The organism is Rhodococcus sp. IEGM 1370 (assembly GCF_033142325.1).
Classification (GTDB): Bacteria; Actinomycetota; Actinomycetes; order Mycobacteriales; family Mycobacteriaceae; genus Rhodococcoides.
The window spans coordinates 1-2,528 of sequence record NZ_JAWLRY010000052.1 but is presented as its reverse complement, the minus strand read 5'-3'; the positions used below and the strand labels follow the sequence as shown (position 1 = coordinate 2,528).

Below are 2,528 nucleotides of genomic sequence, written 5' to 3'. Positions count from 1 at the left end.
CCTTCGAAGGACGCATCACCCCGAACGGAAACTAACCGACGCCAAGGTCGGATCCACCGTTAATCTGACACTCCCTTAACGATGTCCCGGTGACGATCAGTTAGGTATGTCCCGAGACCACACACGTCACGCATTTGCATGCGCAGAAATAGGCTCTGTGATGCACAACGATGTGCGTTACAGGGCCATGGATGCCTGGACGGTGACGTAGACGGCTACGACGAATAACAGGGCTGCGAAGCTACGGGTGAGTGTGGTGGCAGAAACTCTGTCGCTGATGACTTTTCCTGCGAACGAGCCTGTAATTGCCGCGAAAGTGAACGGTACGACGATCTCCCACGGGATGGTGGCACCCGTGCCGAGGCGTTCGGTGAAGGCTCCCGCGCTGGTGATGGAGATGATCACCAGTGACGTTCCGACCGCGACGGGCATCGAATAGCCCAGTGCCAGAACCAGGGCGGGGACGATGAGGAATCCGCCGCCCACTCCCAGAAACCCGGTGAGGCAGCCGACGACGAGCGCGGAGGCGACCAGCTTGACCACCTGCGAAGTAGTGATCTTCACTTTCGTGGGCTTGGCGGCGACCGCGACGGCGCTCGACCGTGTTTCCGCGGTCTCGACCGGGTTCGGCGTCGGTAGGTCGGCATCGTGTCCTCGCCGGGTGCGGCGCAGCATCGCACCGGCGGCGACGATCATCAGAGCCGCGAATGCGAGCAGCAAAATCTGCGGGTCGACCGATCGGTTGAGGATCGACCCACCGAAGGCGGTGCCCGCGCCCAGAAGTCCGAACACTGCCGCTGCCCGCCACCGAACGTGCCGTGCTCGCGCATGGCTGATGGCCGCGATGATCGAGGTGATTCCGACAATGATCAGCGAGGCGCTCGTTGCCGATTGCGGTTCAACCGCCAGGAGGTACACCAGAGCAGGAACAGTCAGTATCGATCCCCCACCACCGAGCGCGCCGAGGGAAAGCCCGATGAGAATCCCTGCGGCGACTGCGATCGCGAGGATGGCGACCATGTCAAATTACTGAGCCGGGCGTGCCGTCATCACGGACCACAGGGCGGCCGTCTTCGTGCCACGCCATCATACCGCCCGACAGATTGTGCGCCGTGCGATCGGCATCGGTGAGGGCCGCGACAGCTTTGCTCGACCGAGCGCCCGAGCGGCACACCACGACCAATTTCTGCTCGGGAGGATAGGCAGCAGGATCGAGATCGCCGAGGCGTACATGGACGGCGTCCGGGGCGTGGCCGGCTGCCCATTCGTCGTCCTCGCGGACATCGATCAGGATGGCTCCCGATTCGGCGATCAAAGCGTGTGCGGCGGCCGGATCGGCTTCCGGTGGTGCTCCAGTCATGAAGAACGCTCCTTGGATCAGTGGGTGCTTACAGGGCGTGCAGCGGCGTGGCCGGCACGAAGCGATAGCCGTCGCTCGGTGAGAACGTGGCCGAGACGGTGAACCGATCTCCTCGAATCACTGTGTGCCGCAACTCCACCGGCCGGGAATTCATGCAACCCGAACGGCGGATCGACAGCGCGGAGGTCTTCGAATCGAGTTCGAGTGCTGCCGCATCCTCCGGATCCGGGACGACGGCAGTGACGTCCTCGCGGCCACCGGTCAGGCGGATGCCGCAACGCTTCTCGAGCTCGATGTAGAGAGCCGTGTGAGTGAAGTCCGCATCCAGGAGGTCGCGTGCCAGATCCCCCGGCAACCAGGCACGGTCGAGCGCCAACGGCATGGTCCCTGCCATACGGATGCGCTCTAGGTAGAGCAGCGGCGCCTTGGGACCGACCCGCAGGGTAGCGGCCACCGCGGGGTCGGTCCGCAGTTCGAGTACACGCACCACGCTGTGCTGAGCAACACCCGTGGCTTCCACCGCAGCGAAGAGACTGTAGAGCGCACCGAGTGGCTGCTCGATCACCGGCGGAGCCGCCAACCGAGAAGGCCGGCCACGCTCTGCAATCAAGATTCCTTCGTTCCGCAGGTGCCGCAGGGCCTCGCGGGTGGTGTGACGGCTCACCCCGTAGCTCGTCGTCAACGCATGCTCGCCCGGGAACTCGGAGCCGGCGAATTCGTCGTCACCGATTCGGCGGACCAGATCAGCATGCAGTTGCGCCCACAGCGGCATCGCACTGGAGCGGTCGAGCGCGGCACTGCGATCGGGTTCAACCATCAAAGGCCCTCCTGTCGATCTGTGTCGGAATCCGAATTCGAGCCGCCGACTGCTGGCCCTCGGGGCCACTGTACAACAAATGTACGTACATCCGTACGGACGGGAGATGCTCTGCGCAGGTCGACACGCAACAAGACGACCTTCGCATCGACAAAGTCTCGCCGAGCACGAACGAGCGCCTGGTGGAGATCGCGCCGAACCTGGTGAATCCGTCCGCGTAGCGACGCGGCATCACGTCGCCTCCCAGTCGGTCCCGGGTCAGGCCAGTCGGTGCCGGATCAGGAGTGTCGCCCGGGGTCCTGCTCGGTCTGGGGTCTGCTCACCGTCGGTGGCGCAGCGAGCCGACAGGGC

At 64.3% G+C, this 2,528-nt stretch carries 3 protein-coding genes; all 3 read right to left on the bottom strand.

Translation table 11 applies throughout. The features are described from left to right. Positions 1-177: 177 nt before the first annotated feature. The 3 genes from R4P47_RS24910 to R4P47_RS24900 are packed head-to-tail and all read right to left on the bottom strand — an operon-like array spanning position 178 to position 2,177. A complete protein-coding gene (locus R4P47_RS24910) occupies positions 178-1,020 on the bottom strand; it encodes a sulfite exporter TauE/SafE family protein (protein WP_008720427.1) in 843 nt (280 codons plus the stop codon). 1 nt (position 1,021) lies between these two features. Next, a complete protein-coding gene (locus R4P47_RS24905) occupies positions 1,022-1,360 on the bottom strand; it encodes a rhodanese-like domain-containing protein (protein ID WP_008720426.1) in 339 nt (112 codons plus the stop codon). A gap of 28 nt (positions 1,361-1,388) precedes the next feature. Then, a complete protein-coding gene (locus R4P47_RS24900) occupies positions 1,389-2,177 on the bottom strand; it encodes a GntR family transcriptional regulator (RefSeq protein WP_008720425.1) in 789 nt (262 codons plus the stop codon). Between the last annotated feature and the right edge of the window lie 351 nt (positions 2,178-2,528).

Excerpts from the sequence above, each read along its gene's own strand:
- R4P47_RS24910 (WP_008720427.1), bottom strand. The coding sequence starts at position 1,020 with ATGGTCGCCATCCTCGCGATCGCAGTCGCCGCAGGGATTCTCATCGGG.
- R4P47_RS24905 (WP_008720426.1), bottom strand. The coding sequence starts at position 1,360 with ATGACTGGAGCACCACCGGAAGCCGATCCGGCCGCCGCACACGCTTTG.
- R4P47_RS24900 (WP_008720425.1), bottom strand. The coding sequence starts at position 2,177 with ATGGTTGAACCCGATCGCAGTGCCGCGCTCGACCGCTCCAGTGCGATG.